General features: G+C 52.0%; 19 protein-coding genes. 11 read left to right on the forward strand and 8 right to left on the reverse strand.

Annotation, left to right across the window (positions count from 1 at the left end; all coding sequences use genetic code 11):
- The first annotated feature begins 23 nt into the window (after positions 1-23).
- The 7 genes from oppA (at position 24) to JL661_RS08400 (ending at position 6,613) form a co-directional block, all read left to right on the forward strand.
- Complete coding sequence (oppA, locus tag JL661_RS08370; RefSeq protein WP_004238181.1) at positions 24-1,664, forward strand: oligopeptide ABC transporter substrate-binding protein OppA; 1,641 nt, start codon at positions 24-26, stop codon at positions 1,662-1,664.
- 79 nt (positions 1,665-1,743) lie between these two features.
- Positions 1,744-2,664 carry an oligopeptide ABC transporter permease OppB gene (gene oppB, locus JL661_RS08375; protein ID WP_004238180.1) on the forward strand — a complete coding sequence of 307 codons (921 nt, stop codon included), beginning with the start codon at positions 1,744-1,746 and terminating at the stop codon, positions 2,662-2,664.
- Between the two features lie 14 nt (positions 2,665-2,678).
- Positions 2,679-3,587, forward strand: a complete 909-nt coding sequence (gene oppC / locus JL661_RS08380) for an oligopeptide ABC transporter permease OppC (RefSeq protein WP_004238179.1) — start codon at positions 2,679-2,681, stop codon at positions 3,585-3,587.
- 11 nt (positions 3,588-3,598) lie between these two features.
- A complete protein-coding gene (gene oppD, locus JL661_RS08385) occupies positions 3,599-4,573 on the forward strand; it encodes an ABC transporter ATP-binding protein (protein WP_004239183.1) in 975 nt (324 codons plus the stop codon).
- Positions 4,573-5,571 carry a murein tripeptide/oligopeptide ABC transporter ATP binding protein OppF gene (gene oppF, locus JL661_RS08390; RefSeq protein WP_004238177.1) on the forward strand — a complete coding sequence of 333 codons (999 nt, stop codon included), beginning with the start codon at positions 4,573-4,575 and terminating at the stop codon, positions 5,569-5,571. Before oppD ends, oppF begins: the two co-directional genes overlap by 1 nt.
- 232 nt (positions 5,572-5,803) lie before the next feature.
- The gene (locus JL661_RS08395; protein ID WP_004238176.1) at positions 5,804-6,028 is read left to right on the forward strand and encodes a hypothetical protein; all 225 of its coding nucleotides are present in this window, start codon (positions 5,804-5,806) and stop codon (positions 6,026-6,028) included.
- Positions 6,029-6,055: 27 nt separating this feature from the next.
- Positions 6,056-6,613, forward strand: a complete 558-nt coding sequence (locus tag JL661_RS08400) for a helix-turn-helix transcriptional regulator (protein ID WP_036417280.1) — start codon at positions 6,056-6,058, stop codon at positions 6,611-6,613.
- A gap of 20 nt (positions 6,614-6,633) precedes the next feature.
- On the opposite strand, the gene JL661_RS08405 is transcribed toward JL661_RS08400, so the two are convergent.
- Complete coding sequence (locus tag JL661_RS08405; RefSeq protein ID WP_032098125.1) at positions 6,634-6,966, reverse strand: HI1450 family dsDNA-mimic protein; 333 nt, start codon at positions 6,964-6,966, stop codon at positions 6,634-6,636.
- Positions 6,967-7,035: 69 nt separating this feature from the next.
- Positions 7,036-8,496 carry a cardiolipin synthase gene (gene cls / locus JL661_RS08410; RefSeq protein ID WP_004238173.1) on the reverse strand — a complete coding sequence of 487 codons (1,461 nt, stop codon included), beginning with the start codon at positions 8,494-8,496 and terminating at the stop codon, positions 7,036-7,038.
- A gap of 254 nt (positions 8,497-8,750) precedes the next feature.
- On the opposite strand from cls, the gene JL661_RS08415 reads away from it, so the two are divergent.
- On the forward strand, positions 8,751-8,930 hold the full coding sequence (locus tag JL661_RS08415) for a YciY family protein (RefSeq protein ID WP_015422737.1): 180 nt from the start codon (positions 8,751-8,753) through the stop codon (positions 8,928-8,930).
- A 120-nt stretch (positions 8,931-9,050) separates the two neighbouring features.
- Complete coding sequence (locus tag JL661_RS08420) at positions 9,051-9,803, forward strand: TonB family protein (protein WP_218481047.1); 753 nt, start codon at positions 9,051-9,053, stop codon at positions 9,801-9,803.
- 55 nt (positions 9,804-9,858) lie between these two features.
- Here JL661_RS08420 and JL661_RS08425 read toward each other — a convergent pair whose 3' ends face one another.
- The 4 genes from JL661_RS08425 to JL661_RS08440 form a co-directional block, all read right to left on the reverse strand.
- Complete coding sequence (locus JL661_RS08425; protein WP_004239188.1) at positions 9,859-10,641, reverse strand: bestrophin-like domain; 783 nt, start codon at positions 10,639-10,641, stop codon at positions 9,859-9,861.
- Between the two features lie 130 nt (positions 10,642-10,771).
- Positions 10,772-12,145 (reverse strand): ATP-dependent RNA helicase DbpA, encoded by a 1,374-nt coding sequence (gene dbpA, locus JL661_RS08430; RefSeq protein ID WP_015422736.1) that lies wholly within the window; start codon positions 12,143-12,145, stop codon positions 10,772-10,774.
- Positions 12,146-12,281: 136 nt separating this feature from the next.
- Complete coding sequence (gene yciA, locus JL661_RS08435) at positions 12,282-12,722, reverse strand: acyl-CoA thioester hydrolase YciA (RefSeq protein WP_004238167.1); 441 nt, start codon at positions 12,720-12,722, stop codon at positions 12,282-12,284.
- Positions 12,723-12,791: 69 nt separating this feature from the next.
- Complete coding sequence (locus JL661_RS08440) at positions 12,792-13,331, reverse strand: septation protein A (protein WP_004238165.1); 540 nt, start codon at positions 13,329-13,331, stop codon at positions 12,792-12,794.
- A gap of 217 nt (positions 13,332-13,548) precedes the next feature.
- On the opposite strand from JL661_RS08440, the gene JL661_RS08445 reads away from it, so the two are divergent.
- Positions 13,549-15,306 (forward strand): SulP family inorganic anion transporter, encoded by a 1,758-nt coding sequence (locus tag JL661_RS08445; RefSeq protein ID WP_225310079.1) that lies wholly within the window; start codon positions 13,549-13,551, stop codon positions 15,304-15,306.
- Here JL661_RS08445 and qseC read toward each other — a convergent pair.
- Complete coding sequence (gene qseC, locus JL661_RS08450) at positions 15,296-16,642, reverse strand: quorum sensing histidine kinase QseC (protein ID WP_032098150.1); 1,347 nt, start codon at positions 16,640-16,642, stop codon at positions 15,296-15,298. The two genes, JL661_RS08445 and qseC, sit on opposite strands and share 11 nt — an antisense overlap.
- Positions 16,629-17,300 (reverse strand): quorum sensing response regulator transcription factor QseB, encoded by a 672-nt coding sequence (qseB, locus tag JL661_RS08455; protein ID WP_004238161.1) that lies wholly within the window; start codon positions 17,298-17,300, stop codon positions 16,629-16,631. Before qseB ends, qseC begins: the two co-directional genes overlap by 14 nt.
- Before the next feature lie 181 nt (positions 17,301-17,481).
- On the opposite strand from qseB, the gene JL661_RS08460 reads away from it, so the two are divergent.
- A complete protein-coding gene (locus JL661_RS08460) occupies positions 17,482-17,895 on the forward strand; it encodes a YgiW/YdeI family stress tolerance OB fold protein (protein ID WP_015422734.1) in 414 nt (137 codons plus the stop codon).
- Positions 17,896-17,900 lie beyond the last annotated feature (5 nt).

Below are 17,900 nucleotides of genomic sequence, written 5' to 3' on the forward strand. Positions count from 1 at the left end.
CGTCAATGGGGAGTTTATGTAAGATGGTTAATTCAACGAAAAAAACACTGCTGGCACTCAGTGTGGTAGCAGCAATGGGGATGGGTATTGGTACACAGGCGTTTGCTGCGGATGTACCGGCCGGTGTTCAGCTGGCAGATAAGCAGGATTTAATCCGCAATAACGGCTCTGAGCCGCAGTCACTGGATCCGCATAAAGTGGAAGGGGTACCGGAAGCGAATATTATCCGTGACCTGATGGAAGGTATTACCCTGGAAGGACCAAGTGGTGAAATTCTGCCGGGCTCGGCAATCTCCTGGGAAAATAAAGATTTTAAAGTCTGGACGTTTAAAATCCGCGAAGATGCAAAATGGTCCAACGGCGACCCGGTCACCGCACAGGACTTCGTTTACAGCTGGCGCCGCCTGGCTGATCCGAATACCGCATCACCGTATGCCAGTTATCTCCAGTATGCTCACGTGGTGAATATTGATGATGTTATCGCCGGGAAGAAAAAGCCGGAAGAGCTGGGCATCAAAGCGCTGGATGATAAAACCCTTGAACTGACCCTCTCTGAAGAAGTGCCGTATATTCCGAAACTGCTGGCGCATAACTCCATGTCTCCGGTGCATCCGGCCACTGTCGAGAAATTCGGTGATAAGTGGACTCAGCCGGGCAATTATGTCAGCAACGGCGCATACACCCTGAAAGACTGGGTGGTTAACGAAAAAATCGAACTGACCCGCAACCCGAAATACTGGGATAACGAAAAAACCGTTATTAATAATGTCCGTTTCCTGCCGATTTCCTCTGAAGTTACTGATGTTAACCGCTACCGCAGCGGTGAAATCGACATGACCTATAACAACCTGCCGATTGAACTGTTCCAGAAACTGAAAAAAGAAATTCCTGACGAACTGCGCATTTCGCCGTATATGTGTACCTATTACTACGAAATCAATAACGAAAAAGCGCCGTTTGATAACCCGAAAGTCCGTGAAGCCCTGAAACTGAGCCTTGACCGCGACATTATGGTCAACAAAGTCAAAGCACAGGGTGATACCCCGGCATTTGGTTTCACACCACCGTTTGCGGATGGTATGTCAGCCAAAGAGCCTGAGTGGTTCGCGAATATGACGCAGGAGCAACGTAACGAAAAAGCGCGCAAACTGCTGGAAGAAGCCGGGTTTACCAAAGATAAACCACTGAAATTTAACCTGCTGTATAACACATCTGATCTGCACAAGAAAATGGCGATCGCCGCATCGTCTATCTGGAAGAAAAACCTCGGTGCAGAAGTTCAGCTGGTTAACCAGGAATGGAAAACCTTCCTCGATACCCGCCATCAGGGGACTTATGATGTTGCCCGTGCCGCATGGTGTGCGGATTATAACGAACCGTCTTCATTCCTGAATATGGTTCTTTCTTACAGCAGCACCAACACTCCGCATTATAAGAGTGCGGAGTTTGATAAGCTGATGAAACAATCCCTTCAGGTGAAAACCGATGCGGAACGTGCGCAGATCTATCAGCAGGCGGAAGCCCGGCTGGATAAAGACTCTGCCATTGTGCCGGTCTATTACTATGTCAGTACCCGTTTAGTGAAACCGTATGTAGGTGGCTATACCGGAAAAGATCCGCTGGATCACTTCCACACCAAAAACTTATATATGATTAAAAAATAATACCGACGGTTGGCCGCCCTGCGAAGGGCGGCCTGTGTAGTGTGTACCCCCGGAAGCGGGTACTGTATAGGAACGGGCAATGTTTAAGTTTATTCTTCGCCGTATACTCGAGGCGATCCCGACGCTTTTTGTGTTAATTACTATCTCTTTCTTTATGATGCGTCTGGCTCCGGGCAGTCCATTTACCGGTGAGCGTAAATTGCCGCCGGAAGTGATGGCGAATATTGAAGCCAAGTACCATCTTAATGATCCGATTCACGTTCAGTATTTTGATTATTTAGTTCAGTTATCAAAGGGGGACTTCGGGCCTTCCTTTAAATATAAAGATTACTCGGTGAATGACCTGGTCGCCTCCGCGTTTCCGGTCTCCGCAAAACTCGGGCTGGCGGCGTTTGTGCTGGCGCTGATTGTCGGGGTGAGTGCCGGTGTGATAGCGGCACTGAACCAGAACACCAAATGGGACTATACCGTCATGGGCTTTGCCATGACCGGGGTGGTTATCCCCAGCTTTGTGGTGGCGCCGCTGCTGGTTCTTATCTTTGCCATCCATCTGCACTGGCTGCCGGGCGGCGGCTGGAACGGCGGGCAGCTCAGCAATATCATTCTGCCGATGATCGCGCTGTCACTGGCCTATATCGCCAGTATCTCCCGTATTATGCGCAGTTCCATGATTGAGGTGATGCACTCCAACTTTATCCGTACCGCACGGGCGAAAGGTCTGCCGATGCGTAAGATTGTCTGGCGGCATGCACTGCGCCCGGCACTGTTACCGGTGGTCTCTTATATGGGACCGGCATTTGTGGGGATTATCACGGGTTCAATGGTGATTGAGACGATTTTCGGTTTACCGGGCGTGGGGCAGTTATTTGTCAACGGCGCGCTGAACCGCGATTACTCTCTGGTGCTGAGTCTGACCATCCTTGTCGGCACACTGACCATCGCCTTTAACTGTATCGTTGACGTGCTGTATGCCGTTATCGATCCGAAAATCCGTTATTAGTCCCGGAGCACGCTATGTTACCGAATGAAAAAAACCGCGAAGCTCTGGAAAATTTCACGGAGCAGCTTGATGTCGAAGGACGCAGCCTGTGGGCGGATGCCCGCCGCCGCTTTATGCATAACAAAGCCGCGATCACCAGTCTGTGTCTGTTGTTTTTAATTACCCTGTTTGTGATTTTTATGCCGATGCTGTCGGAGTTCGCCTATGACGATACCGACTGGGGCATGATGTCCGCAGCACCGGATACGGAGAGCGGCCACTATTTTGGTACCGACTCCTCCGGCCGTGATCTGCTGGTGCGTGTGGCTATCGGCGGGCGTATCTCGCTGATGGTGGGACTGGCGGCAGCGCTGGTCGCTGTGCTGGTGGGAACACTGTACGGCGCGATGTCCGGCTATGTCGGCGGCAAAACTGACTCGGTCATGATGCGCGTGCTGGAAATCCTCAACTCCTTCCCGTTTATGTTCTTTGTTATCCTGCTGGTGACCTTCTTTGGTCAGAATATTTTTCTGATTTTCGTGGCTATCGGCATGGTTTCCTGGCTGGATATGGCGCGTATTGTGCGCGGCCAGACACTGAGCCTGAAGAGCAAAGAATTTATTGAGGCGGCGAAGGTCTGTGGTGTGCCGACCCGCAATATCATTCTGCGTCATATTGTCCCGAACGTGCTGGGTGTGGTGGTGGTTTACGCCTCACTGCTGGTGCCGAGTATGATCCTGTTTGAATCCTTCCTCAGCTTCCTCGGGCTGGGCACACAGGAGCCGTTAAGCAGTTGGGGCGCGCTGCTCAATGACGGTGCTAACTCAATGGAAGTTTCGCCCTGGTTACTGATGTTCCCGGCAGCATTCCTGGTGGTGACTCTGTTTTGTTTTAACTTTATCGGTGACGGGCTGCGCGATGCCCTTGACCCGAAAGATCGCTGAGGAGGCCGCCAATGACTCAGTTATTACAGGTTAACGACCTGAACGTGACATTCAAAACGCCGGACGGCGATGTCACCGCCGTAAACAAACTTAATTTTTCGCTGGCGGCGGGTGAGACACTCGGGATTGTCGGTGAATCCGGCTCCGGGAAATCACAGACAGCGTTTGCGCTGATGGGACTGCTGGCCCGCAATGGTGTGGTCAGCGGCTCTGCGGTGTTCAACGGGCGTGAAATTCTCAATCTGAAAGAAAAAGCGCTGAACAAAATGCGGGCGGAAGAGATTTCCATGATCTTCCAGGATCCGATGACCTCGCTCAATCCGTACATGAAAGTCAGCAAACAGCTGACAGAAGTGCTGATGCTGCATAAAGGTCTGAGTTCTCACGATGCGTTTGAGGAATCTGTCCGGATGCTGGACGCGGTGAAAATGCCGGAAGCCCGCAAACGGATGAATATGTATCCTCATGAGTTCTCCGGCGGGATGCGCCAGCGCGTTATGATTGCGATGGCGCTGCTGTGCAAGCCGAAGCTGCTGATTGCGGATGAACCGACCACGGCACTGGATGTGACGGTGCAGGCGCAAATCATGACGCTGCTCAATGAGCTGAAGAATGAGTTCAATACGGCGATTATTATGATCACCCATGACCTGGGTGTGGTCGCCGGTATCTGCGATAAGGTGTTGGTGATGTATGCCGGACGTACCATGGAATACGGCACGGCCCGTGATGTGTTCTACCATCCGTCGCATCCGTACTCTATCGGGCTGCTTAAAGCGGTTCCGCGCCTTGACGGGCAGGAAGACAGTGAGCTCGCCACGATACCCGGCAACCCGCCGAACCTCCTGCGTCTCCCGGCAGGCTGTCCGTTCCGCCCGCGCTGCCAGTATGCGACAGACGAGTGTGCGCGGCATGAGCCGCCGTTACAGGCATTTTCTCAGGGCCGTTTGCGTGCCTGCTTCAGAACTGCAGAGGAGTTGGCATAATGACACATTCAGAACGTCCGGTTCTGCTGGAAATTGAAGATTTAAAAGTCCATTTTTCCATCAGAGATAACAAACAATGGTTCTGGCAGCCGGCAAAAAGCCTGAAAGCGGTGGATGGTGTGACTGTCCGTCTGTATGAAGGGGAAACACTCGGTGTGGTCGGGGAGTCCGGCTGCGGGAAATCCACGTTTGCCCGCGCGATTATCGGCCTGGTGAAATCCACGGCCGGCCGGGTAACCTGGCTGGGCAAAGACCTGTGCGGTATGAGTGAAAAAGACTGGCACAATGTCCGCAATGACATCCAGATGATTTTCCAGGATCCGCTGGCATCACTTAACCCGCGTATGACTATCGGCGATATTATTGCGGAGCCGCTGCGCACCTATTATCCGTCAATGAGTAAGACGGAAGTGACAGACAAAGTCAAAGCCATGATGATGAAAGTCGGGCTGCTGCCAAACCTGGTGAACCGCTATCCGCATGAGTTTTCCGGCGGACAGTGTCAGCGTATCGGTATCGCCCGCGCGCTTATCCTCGAGCCGAAACTGGTTATCTGTGATGAGCCGGTTTCAGCGCTGGATGTGTCTATTCAGGCTCAGGTGGTGAACCTGCTGAAGGAATTACAGCGGGAGATGGGATTGTCCCTTATTTTTATTGCTCATGACCTGGCGGTGGTGAAACACATTTCTGACCGTGTGCTGGTGATGTATCTCGGCCACGCCGTGGAACTCGGTACGTATGACGAGGTGTATCATAACCCGCTGCATCCGTACACCAAAGCGCTGATGTCTGCGGTGCCGGTGCCGGATCCGGACAAAGAGCAGAATAAAACAATTCAGCTGCTGGAAGGGGAACTGCCGTCACCGATTAATCCGCCGTCCGGTTGTGTCTTCCGCACCCGCTGTCCGCTGGCGGACAGTGAATGCGCAAGAACCCGGCCGCTGCTGGAAGGCAGTTTCCGCCATGCAGTTTCCTGCCTGAAGGTTGATCCGCTGTAAATACGGTAAAGCCGTTAATCTTATTTTTGCGACAGAGCGCCCGGTACGGGCGCTTTTTTTTCATCTCCGCATCCTGCTTTTCCGCACCAGCCGCAAAATCTGACAGAGCGTACTTCGCGGCCTTGCAGGCAGCTTACTGATTCCGTTATTAAAAAGCACAGCCGGTTTTTCAGGTGTGTTAATATTGGGGTGTTGACGAACGTCAACATATAAACTACAGTAGGTACAGGAAATGAAGAAACATCCGGATAAACATATTCAGTCCGCGATTGAATATGCACTGTTACAGGGATGGGTATGGATTGCGCCGGGGAATTCCTCGCATGCATTCTGCCGGTTACGGTGCGGGTCACCGAATGATGAGCACCGGCAGCATCAGATGAGCGTCTGGTCAACACCACGGAATCCGGAAAACCATGCAAAGCAGATCAGACGAAAAGTGGATGCCTGTCAGTGAAAACGGGCAGCAGGAAAGGGGGAAACGATGGCACTGTATAATTTTACGCTGACGCTGTCCGGTGTGACAGCAGATACAGAGAACCTGGAGGATGCCTTATTTGCAGGCGGTTGTGATGATGCATTACTCTGTTTTTACGGTAAATCAGTCTATCTGGAATTTGACCGGGAAGCACCGTCTCTGGATTGTGCAATCCGTACGGCGGTGGAAGATGCGGAGTCAGCCGGTGTGAATGCACGGGTGGAATCGGTGGATTCTGCTCTTGTCGGCCTGAGTGATATTGCGGAACTGACTGGTATGTCACGTCAGGCAATCGCGTTGCTCAAAGATGGTGCGCGCGGCCCGGGCACCTTTCCGGGGCCGGTGCAGCGGCTGCGCGGGCAATCCCCGTTATGGGACTGGGCTGCGGTCGCGTCCTGGCTGATGGCACAAGGGCGGTTGGCTGCACATTCTGAGATGGCAGAAAATGCAAAAATTATCAGCAAATGGAATCTTGCATTACGTGCAGGGGCTGCAGAGGATCCCGCTGAAATTGACATTATCACAAGGTCATTAATCGCCCGGCGTGAAAAATGCCGCTGCTGACCGCGTGACCGGCGGGGAGATTATTCCCGCCAGCGGACAGCGTATTCCGGTGAGCCGGTAAAATGCCGGGAAATCAGCACACGGGCAAAAATCTGATCGATATCTGCATTTTCATCCGGAGCCAGGCCGATAACCACTTCGGCACATTCCGGGTTTTGTGCCAGAAAAGGTGCAAACTCTGACCAGTCACTGCCGGTTGGTACAATTTCAGCACCGCCGATCTCTTCAAACTGAAGGTTAAACAGCAGGACGTCTGCCGGGTCAAGGTTATCCATTGCCTGTTCCAGAAACAGGTCATAGGCCATTTCAATCGTTTCCTGCTCGCTGAGGCGACGGGGAAGAGAGGTACTCATAGGTCAGGTTACATTCCGGTGATCCCCCGCCGTTTTATACCGGCGGGGATAATAAAGAAAGTCAGTTTATCACAGCAGAGGACTGAAGAAATAACATAAGCGCTCAAGAACTCGGTTGGTCAGCGGACGTTTCTCCCACTCAGTGTAATCGAGACGGGTTGCGCGTGAAATATAATCATTCTGGACAATATTCAGGTCACCGGCAAAACTTTCATCATCGATAACGGCGGTGATTTCAAAGTTGAGCCACAGGCTGCGCATATCCAGGTTTACGGAACCGACCATACTGAGCTGGTCATCCACGAGGACACTTTTCGTGTGCAGCAGACCATCCTCGAACAGATAGATTTCCACACCGGCTTCCAGCAATTCAGTATAAAACGCGCGGCTTGCCCAGCGGACGAGGAATGAGTCATTAAGGCGCGGCATCACAATTGCAACACGCACGCCACGCATGGCGGCGGTACAGATGGCATGCATCAGGTCATCGCTCGGGACAAAATACGGCGTGGTGAAGGTCAGACGCTCCTGTGCGGCAAAAATAGCCGTCATCAGGGATTGCTGGATCAGCTCTTCAGGGTAACCCGGACCGGAAGCCACAATATTGACGGTATGGCCGCTGTCTTTTTCAAACGGCATTTCAATATCGTCCGGCGGCGGCGGTAACAGGCGCTCTCCGCGCTCCATTTCCCAGTCCAGTGCATAGATAATACCGAACAGGGTGGTGACAGGGCCTTCCATACGAACAAGGATATCAACCCATTCACCGACACCGGCGTCCTGTTTAAAGTAGCGCGGATCCACCATATTCATACTGCCGGTGTAGGAAATATAGTTATCGATAGTGACGATTTTCCGGTGCTGACGCAAATCCATCCGGCGCAGGGCGAAGCGCAGAATGTTTACCGGCAGAGCTTCGACAAACTCGATCCCGGCATTGCGCATCATCTCCGGATAATCATGGCGGAAGAAGTGCCAGCTGCCGGCGGAGTCCACCATAATCCGGCATTTTACGCCCCGCTTGGCGGCGGCGAGCAGGGCATTGGTGACATTGTCCACATCACCGCCCGGTTTCCAGATGTAAAACACCATATCAATGCTGTGTTTAGCATTATCGATATCTTTGACAATCTGGCGTAATGAGTCCTCGCAGGTGGTAAACAACTGAATCTGGTTACCTTTTACCCCAGGAATTCCCTGGCGGTGCTCAATCAGCTGAAACAGCGGAGCAGCCTGGGTACTGTTTTCCGTAGCGAAAATGTGTTTTGACTGACGCAGATTTTCAACCCAGCCGGAGACAGACGGCCACATTCCTTTTGCCTGCTCAACCCGGCGGCGGCCGAGATGGAGTTCACCGAAGGCGAGATACGCAATAATTCCGATAAACGGCAGAATATAGATGATCAGTAACCAGGTCATGGTAGATGTTACCGGGCGGCGTTTGTACATTACGCGGACAGAGATACCGGCGACCAGCAGCCAGTAGAAAAGAATACTCAGCCAATATAACAGCGTATAAAATGTCGACATAGGTATTATCTTTCTCTAAGAATAAGGTTTGCAGACAAAACAGGCTCAGGATCTGATTGATACTCCACCGGAAAATGTATCAGAAAGCTTTCTGTAATGCTGCTGTATTTGTGATTTAAGTCAGTTTAACCACTTTTTTCTGCCGGTGTTTGCAGATATTGCGGGAAAGCGGTTGGTTATTGTGTCAGGCAGTTTATAATAATTGCCCTTATTATTAGCTTATTTTTTCACACAGTCTAAAAAAGGGTTTAGTTATGAGACACAGCAGACCGGAAGTTGCACGTTGGCGTATGTTACGGCAGGCAACCCGTCGTCGTCGTCGCTGGCTGGAAAGTCAGTCCCGGCGGAACATCCGGATTTTTGCTCTGCGCAAGCTGGATATCGCGAGACAACGCCGTTCGCTGCTGTTTGCTCAGGCTGAATTAAGCCACTAAGAAGTGACCATCAGCACGATAAGTGACAATGGTTGTGTCTTTCGTATTGAAATTGATTGCTATTTGCATTTACACTAGTGACCATTGTCATTATTAGCTGCTTATAAGATTGTATCGACTATGCCTATTTTTCGCTGGATCAGCTGGCCAATTCTCATTTCTCTTTGTCTGCATGCCTCTGTGGCCGCAGCGATTTACTACAACATGAATAAGGAGGTTGAGGACGAACCTAAAGTGCTGATGGTGGAGATGGCAGCGTTTGCGCCGGCACCGGCAGCAGCTGTGGCTGAACCTCAGCCTGAACCGGAACCCGAAACAGAGCCGGAACCCGAGCCTGAACCCGAGCCTGAACCTGAGCCGGTCGTGAAGCCGGTTATTGAAAAACCGGTGGAAAAGAAACCGGTTGAGAAAAAAACCAAAACCAAAACCAAAACCGAAAAAAGAAAAAAAGTTGAGAAACCAGCCGTAAAACCGGTTGAAACCAAAGCACCGGTCTCCGATAAACCGCTGTTCAGTGGTACGCCGGAAGGTCAGCAGAATGTGCAGAAAGCCCCTGCAGGCCCGGTCGGAAATGTGGCTTCTGCCGGACAAAGTGATGTTGGCGGTGGTGACCCGAAAGCCCTGAACCGTGCTGATCCGGTCTATCCGGCACGGGCACGCAGCCTCGGTAAAGAAGGGAAGGTGCGGGTCAGATTTGATGTCGATACCGATGGCCGTATTCAGAATATCGATATTATCGAAGCATCACCGAAAAATATGTTTGAACGTGAAGTCCGTAATGCAATGCGTAAATGGCGTTACGAGAAAAAGCCGAAGAAAGGCATGACGACCACCATTATTTTCCGGATCGACGGTAAAACCTCTATTCAGTGATCCGATAAAAAAAGAAAGCCCGGCACATAAAAATGCCGGGTTTTTTGTTTCTGTCTTATTTTGCCGGGAAAAGATCAGCGCGTAAATTCACCAGATTATCCGGTACTACATGAATAACCCCTTCACCCGGAATATCAATTTCCGCAATCATAAACAGAGCCATGGTTGTCAGCAGCGGCAGAATTAAAATCATAATATTGCTGCCGCGCAGTCCGCGGATATTATACCCGATCAGCACATTGGCACTGACGGCAAATAAAATCAGTAATACCCAGGCGGCTCCCGGGATCTGATAGCGCCAGCTGGCCATGGTTTTTTCTTCGGACACATAGAGATCACTGAATGCGGTCAGGACGGAGGCAATCACCGGATTCGGGGCCGTGCGGGCTTCAGATGCAGCGATCTGCCAGAGAGAGGACTGAGCCTCAAGGGAGATATCCCGCCATTTTTCATTTTTTGCCTGTGAGCCGCCGTTAAAAAAATCAATACGTGCGTCAATATACGTGTTAAGCAGAGTATTTGCCCGCAGGTTATTTTCCGGAGACAGTAATTGTGCCCGCTGGAATGCATTACCGATAGCAATAGCTTCGTTTTCTTCCATCTGTTCGCGGTTATTATAGCCGCCGATAGAGATCGTCAGTAAAAAGCCGATTAATAAGCCGAGCAGGGATAATACGGCACCGAGAACAATTTTGGTTTCATCATCTGCTAATTCGGTTTTCCCATGACGTTTTTTGAACAGGTATTTTCCGGCATAGGCCGAGCCGACAGATAAAATAAAGATAACGACAAATAAAATAACTGAATCAGAGACTAAAGCATTAAACAGCGCTGCCATACAAAGACCCTTTAACAGAAAATGCCTCAGCAGAATACTGAGATGCAGGTGGAATAAAGCCGGCCTGAAAAGGCCGGCCGGATATAAAACAGAGATGTCATCCGCTGACGGGAAATGCTGTCCTTTGTAATTATTTCAGCAATCTGACTCTGACAGGTTTCCCTTTGATTTTACCCTGCTGAAGCAGTTTACGGGCCTGCTGCGCGATACCCTGACGCACCGCGACATAAGCATGCATCGGGTGGATCACGATTTTGCCGATATCTTCGCCGTTCAGCCCCATATCACCGGTCATGGCGCCGAGAATGTCCCCCGGACGGATTTTGGCTTTTTTGCCGCCGTCAATACACAGTGTCGCCATTGCCGCATCCAGCGGGGTGATACGCAGCCCGGCAGGGATTGGCTGCCAGTTCAGTTTCATATGCAGCATCTCTTCCAGTGCGTTTGCCCGGACCGCTTCTTCCGGTGCACACAGGCTGATCGCCAGTCCGCTTTCACCGGCACGGGCGGTACGGCCGATGCGGTGAACGTGCACTTCCGGATCCCACGCCAGTTCATAGTTGATCACCAGCTCAAGGGCTTTGATATCGAGCCCGCGTGACGCCACATCGGTGGCAACCAGCACACGGCTGCTGCCGTTGGCAAAGCGGATCAGGGTCTGGTCGCGCTCGCGTTGTTCCATATCACCGTGCAGCACTAAAACACTCTGTCCGCTGCCTTCCAGGGCTTCATACACATCCTGGCAATCTTTCTTGGTGTTGCAGAATACCACGCAGGATGCCGGTTGTTCGCGGCTCAGTAATTTCTGTAACAGTTCAGTTTTGCCACGCCGTGAAACTTCATAAAACTGCTGCTCAACCGCAGGAAGTTCGTCGGTGCTGTTGATTTCGATGGTTTGCGGATCGCGCTGAAAACGGCGGCTGACAGCTGCAATCTCATCCGGCCAGGTGGCGGAAAACAGCAGAGTCTGACGTTCTTCCGGGGTACGGGAGAGGATTTCAGTAATATCGTCAGCAAAGCCCATATCCAGCATACGGTCAGCTTCATCCAGCACCAGTGTGCGGATAGCATCAAGGTGCAGCGTGTCTTTGTTCAGATGGTCAATCAGGCGGCCCGGGGTGGCCACAATAATATGCGGCGGGTGGATCAGTGAATCGCGCTGGGCACCAAACGGCACACCGCCGCATAAGGTCAGAATTTTGATATTCGGCAGATAACGCGCCAGGCGGCGCAGCTCACCGGCGACCTGATCCGCCAGTTCGCGGGTCGGGCACAGAACAAGCGCCTGGGTCATAAAGTGTCCGGCATCGATATGCTGTAACAGCCCCAGGCCGAATGCGGCGGTTTTCCCGCTGCCGGTTTTGGCCTGCGCACGGACATCTTTACCCGCGAGAATGGCCGGTAATGCGGCGGCCTGAACCGGGGTCATGGTTAGATAACCCAGTTCATTCAGGTTGGTAATTTGTTCTGCGGGAAGTGCATTAAGTTCAGCAAATGAGGTCACGATGAAAATTCCGGATTAAATAAAAAGAGAGGTTTGCGGCAATGATACTATTACCGGACGCCGGTGTCGCGGGGAACCTGTGGTTTATTCCGGCAGACAAAACGGCCACTCAGAAGAGTGGCCGGTATGAAACGCATTATTTTAAATCACTGTTACTGCTGTCTAACTGAAAATGACGTTTTCCGTCGGGCAGCGGGCGGGGACGGTTATCCGCATCCACCGCAACATAACTGAAGACAGCTTCTGTTGCCCGGTAACGGTCACCGATAGGATCGGTAGCCACTTTTTTCACCCAGACCTCAACTTTGACTGTCATGGATGAATTCCCGGTTTTCAGGCAGCGCGCATAACAGCAGACCACATCACCGACCGCGACAGAGCGCAGAAAGGTAATGCCGTCCACGCGGACGGTCACCACGCGGCCGAGTGCAATCTCCTTTGCCAGAATAGCGCCGCCGATATCCATTTGCGACATCAGCCAGCCGCCGAAGATATCCCCGTTGGCATTGGTGTCTGTCGGCATGGTTAAGGTGCGCAGCACCAGTTCCCCGTTAGGTAAACATTGTTGTTGAGTCATGAGAAACACTTACATCCGTTTAACGAAAAAGGATACCGGCGGAAACAAACCGATATCCGGTTGATTTTATTATTTTTCTTCTTCCCGTGGCAGATGACGGTAAATATATACCACACTGGCAACGGTAAATACCAGTGTTACAGCGGTCAGACCAAACACTTTGAAGTTCATCCAGGTATCCATGGATAACCAGAACGCGACATACACGTTCACGGCCGCGCAGACGATAAAGAAAAGAGCCCAGGCGAGATTCAGACGCTGCCAGACCTGTGGCGGCAGGGTCAGTTCTTTGCCCAGCATTTTCTGAATCAGCGGCTTACCGAAGATAAACTGGCCGCCCAGTAACACGAGAGCAAACAGCGCATAAATAATGGTCACTTTCCATTTGATAAACTGCGGATCATGGAAAACGATGGTCAGGGTGCCGAAGATGGCCACAATCACAAAGGTGATAACGGCAGATTTCTCCAGATGTTTATACATGAACCAGCGGACAGCCAGCGCCATCGCAGAGGCGGCAATCAGGGCACCGGAGGCGTAATAGATATCCACGGTTTTATATATGGCAAAAAAGATAACCAGGGGGATAAAGTCGAGTAGTTGCTTCATAATTGAGTCTGTCCGAAATTTAAATTTATTTTAAGCACGTGGCATCCAGTCACTTATTTTTAAAGAAAAAAAATATATTACAATTGATTTTGCAATATTTTACCATAAGACGCGGTCTGACTATCTTCTTTATCCGCGTTCGGTTATAAATCAGTTTAACTATTAGCAGTAAAATTAAATTGTACATCTTAATACGATATTTTTATAAGGGGCGATAATGCAGTCGAACCGACTATTGCGCTGGATGCCGGGACTTTCTGTTTTTCTGCACTATGAACGCAAAAACCTGCGCTTTGATATCCGCGCAGGGCTTTCTGTTGCTGCCGTGGCATTGCCGGTGGCTATCGCTTACACGGGACTGATGGGCATTAATGCGATTGTCGGTCTCTACGCCTGTATCCTGCCGATGGTGACTTATGCGCTGTTCGGCTCCTCCCGTCAGCTGATTGTCGGGCCGGATGCGGCAACCTGTGCGGTGATTGCGGCGGCGATTATTCCGCTGGCTAAAGGTGACCCGGATACGCTGTGGCAACTGGCGATTATCATGACGCTGATGACGGGTGTCTGGTGTCTGATCGCCGGACATTTCAAACTCGCCGCATTCGCAGATTTTTTATCACAGCCGATTTTACAGGGGCTGCTCAACGGCGTGGCGGTGACGATTATTGTCGGCCAGATAGGTAATGTGCTCGGGCTGGATGAACTGCCGTCCCAACTGATTGAGTGCCTGGTGGCGCTGCCGGAGCATCTGCATCTTATGCATATGCCGACGCTGATCCTCTCCGCTGCCAGCCTGGCGGCGCTGTTTTTATTACGGGCTGTCCGCCGCAACTGGCCGGGACCGCTGATTGTGATGACGATTGCCACACTGATCAGTGCGCAGCTGGATTTCGCCTCAATGGGGATTGCTGTGGTCGGTAATCTCGGTAACGGGTTGCCGCATATCAAAATGCCGGCATTTGACCCGGGTCTGCTGCGTGAACTGGTGATCCCGTCACTGAACCTTGCGGTGATCAGCATTGTCAGCTTTATGATGACGGTGCGCAGTTTTGCCGAGAAAAACGGCTATGCCATCGATGTGGATCAGGAACTGCGGGCACAGGGGTATATCAACATTGCTTCCGGGTTATCCCAGGGGTTCGCGGTCAGTGCCGCGACCAGCCGTACAGCTGTCAACGATGCCACCGGTGGTAAAACACAGATGGTATCGCTGATCGCCGCCGGATTGATCGCACTGGTGCTGTTTTTCCTGACCGGTTTCCTCGGACACATTCCGCTGGCGACACTCGGGGTGGTGCTGATTTACTCCTCCTGGTCGATGTTCAGCATTCGTCAGATTTTCTCTTTCCGTAAACGGAATAAATCGGCTTTCACGCTGGCGCTGTTTACTCTGGTGGCGGTGCTGGTGGTGGGGCTGATCAACGGTATCGGGTTTGCGGTTCTGCTGGGACTGGTACAGTTCCTGCGCACGGTTTTCCGCCCGACAGACCAGTTACTGGGGGTGGATGAGCAGGGGATGATCCATTCCATCAACAACAGTAACGTGGATATTAGTCAGGTTGACGGATTATTGATGTACCGTTTTAACTCGCCGCTGACCTATTTCAACGTTGCGTACTTTAAAAAGCGGGTGTTACAGGTGGTGAATACCGCACCGAAACGTCCCGGATGGGTGGCGGTGGATGCGACCGTCAGCTTTATCAATAATGACATGAGTGTGTTCAGCACACTGAATGAGCTGGTGACTGAGCTGAAAATCAAAGGCGTTACCCTGATCCTGGCGGGACGGCGCACCGAACTGACACGCTGGGTGTCGGAAAATAAAATCAAACGCAATGATGATGATTTGATTATTGTGCCTGATCTCTATTTCGCTATCCGGCTGATTCAGAGCAAACAGCAAAGCCGTGTCAAAGCGATAGAAGAGGCGATGGAACAGGCGGCAGAGGGAGCGGAAAAACCGCTCACCACCTGATTTCAGCGATAAACCCGCCCTGCGGGCTGCGGCGGAACTGTATGGTCATATGATGCAGTTCCGCAATTCGTTTCACGATAGACAATCCCAGACCGCTGCCGGTTTTTTCCTGTCCCGGCGGCCGGTAAAAACGTTCTCCCAGCCGGGCCAGTATCGCATCACTGACGCCCGGGCCATCATCCTCAATCACTAACTGCTGCGGTGTCAGCGTCAGTTGAACGGTGCCGCCGGTTTTTCCGTAGCGGATAGCATTATGCAGCAGATTGCGCAGCATGACGGTAAGCAGCAGCTGTTCGCCGCGGATCGTCAGTTCAGGCGCGGCGAGCTCAGATATCACGCTGACCTGATGTGCAGCCGCATCCGGAGCTGTTTGTGCAATGGCATCATTAATAATGGCTGACCAGCGCAGCTCTGTACATTCCTGCGGGTGAGACTGTGATTCCAGCCGTGAGAGGGTCAGTAACTGATCCACCAGGCGGGTGGCGCGGTCAATCCCGGTGATCAGATTCGCGGTCACGTGTTCACGAGTGGCGGGGTCATCCCCGGCAATCTGCATCACTTCAGTCTGTACTTTCAGTGCGGCCAGCGGGCTGCGCAGTTCATGAGCGGCATCAGAGGTAAAGCGGCTTTCCCGCTCGCGCAGATCGCGGATACGCAGAAATAATCCGTTCAGGGCGTCCAGCATCGGGCTGACTTCTTTCGGCAGCACCGGCGGGGCCAGCGGCGTCAGCTCAGCCGGGTTACGGCGCTGTAACTGCCGTGCCAGCAGGCGCAGCGGAGTCAGTGCGCGGGTCAGCAGCCACAGGAACAGAAGCAGCATCAGCGGCAGTGCCACCAGCCACGGGATCGCCTGAGCGGTGATAATGGTCAGCCCCATATCCTCGCGGTATTCCCACTCCTGGCCGACCACGATGATGTAGCGGCCATCGGCGGAAGGCAGCTGCACAAAGCGCCAGCGGTCGTTATCATCCGTCAGCGAGCCGTCCCGGAACCCGTTTTTCTTGTCTGAGAACGGAATTTTCCGGCCGTTTTCGCCGTCATCCAGCACCCGCTCGCCCGACGGACTGAAAATAGCAAAAGCGAATGCATCGTCATCCTGTTTTCCCCGGTTGGCGGAGAGCATTTTTTTGGTTTTCTGTATCGCAGACGGCGGGAACTCGAGCCCGGACGGCAAAACTGACAGACGTTTGGCAAAGGCCATTTGTTGTGTATCGAATAATTCATTGATGGATTTTGTGGTCTGCATCCAGGCGAACACACTGGCGACACCCCAGGTCAGCAGGGTGAGCAGCAGCAATAATCCGCCCAGCCGCAGGCGCAGACTATATGTCTTCATCATTTTTTCCCGCGACATAACCGACACCGTGAATAGTTTTGATAAATCCGCGCCCCAGTTTGCGGCGCAGATGGTGAATATGCACCTCAACGGCATTACTGGAGACATCTTCATCCCAGTTATACAATTTTTCTTCAATCATCGCGCGGGACAGCACTTTCTGCGGATTGCGCAGAAACAGTGCCAGCAGCGCCAGCTCTTTACCTTTCAGTGATACCGGTACGCCGTTGCGGGTGACGGTCATCGCCACCGGATCCATCTCCACGTCGCCGAGCACCAGTTTTTCAGAGAGCTGACCGTAGCGGCGGCGGATCAGTGCCTGTAACCGTGCCGCGACTTCTGCCAGGGCAAACGGTTTGCACAGATAATCATCTGCGCCCTGTTGCAAGCCGCTGACGCGCTGCTCAAGGGCATCACGGGCGGTCAGGATCAGTACCGGTTCGTCGCGCCCCTCTGACCGCCACTGTTTCAGGATATCCAGTCCGTCCATGCCGGGCAGGGAGAGATCGAGGATCACGGCATCATAAGGAGCGGCATAGAGCGCCTCCCGGCCGGTTTGCCCATCGGTAAACCAGTCAGGGGTAAAGCCGAGCCTGCTCAGGCCGATTTTCAGCCCGTCGCCAATCAACCGGTCATCTTCAATTAATAATATCCGCATAATTCTTATCCGTATAAATAGCGCTATACTAGTTTTAACTCAGATATCTCAGGATAACCACCTGTTTTTTCTGAAATTAAAAATATAATCAAAAATGATATCCCCTTAAGATCCTGTTAAGAACTTAATGGTTTAATAGTGTCCATGAAGCAAAGACGCTTCCTCATAAAGGAGATAAATGATGAAAAAATTACCTGCACTCGCATTACTTGCCACTTTACTGGCAGGATCAGCCGGTTCCGTTTTTGCAGCCAACGGCGGTTTTGAAGGTCCCGGTGCAACAGCCGTGACAACCACCACAGCGGCACAAAACGGCGGTTTCAGCGGCCCTGATGCCCGTAAAATGACCGTTGCGGATGCACTGAAATTATCTGATGATGCACCGGTTGTGCTGCGCGGTACGATTGTCCGCCAGCTGGATAACAAACATTATGAATTTAAAGACAGCACCGGGACTATCCGTGCTGAAATTTCCCCGAAACGCTGGGACGGACTGAAAGTCACGCCGCAGGATGAAATTGAGGTCGAAGGGGAAATCGACAAAGAGTGGAATAAAACCGAACTGGATGTAAAAGCGGTACGCAAAGTACAGTAATCACC

The organism is Morganella morganii (assembly GCF_019243775.1).
Classification (GTDB): Bacteria; Pseudomonadota; Gammaproteobacteria; order Enterobacterales; family Enterobacteriaceae; genus Morganella; species Morganella morganii.